Here is a 257-nt window from a genome sequence, read left to right as displayed (position 1 = left end):
TCACCCCTACCCACAGCTCATCCCCTCAGTTTTCAACCTAAGTGGGTTCGGTCCTCCACGCGGTCTTACCCGCGCTTCAACCTGGCCATGGGTAGATCACTCCGCTTCGGGTCTAGAGCATGCGACTGGTACGCCCTGTTCGGACTCGCTTTCGCTACGGCTACCCCACCCGGGTTAACCTCGCCACACACCACTAACTCGCAGGCTCATTCTTCAAAAGGCACGCCGTCACCCCGTAAGGCTCCGACGGATTGTAG

Annotated in this window: 1 rRNA gene; it reads right to left on the bottom strand. The window is 59.1% G+C overall.

Features of this window, described 5'->3' with window-relative positions:
• A 23S ribosomal RNA gene (locus tag QSK18_RS35760) occupies positions 1-257 on the bottom strand; the annotation flags it as partial.

It is taken from the genome of Kineosporia sp. NBRC 101677, from assembly GCF_030269265.1.
In the GTDB taxonomy this organism is placed as follows: domain Bacteria; phylum Actinomycetota; class Actinomycetes; order Actinomycetales; family Kineosporiaceae; genus Kineosporia; species Kineosporia rhizophila.
The sequence above is the reverse complement of the archived record's forward strand: the minus strand, read 5'-3'. Positions and strand labels throughout refer to the sequence as shown.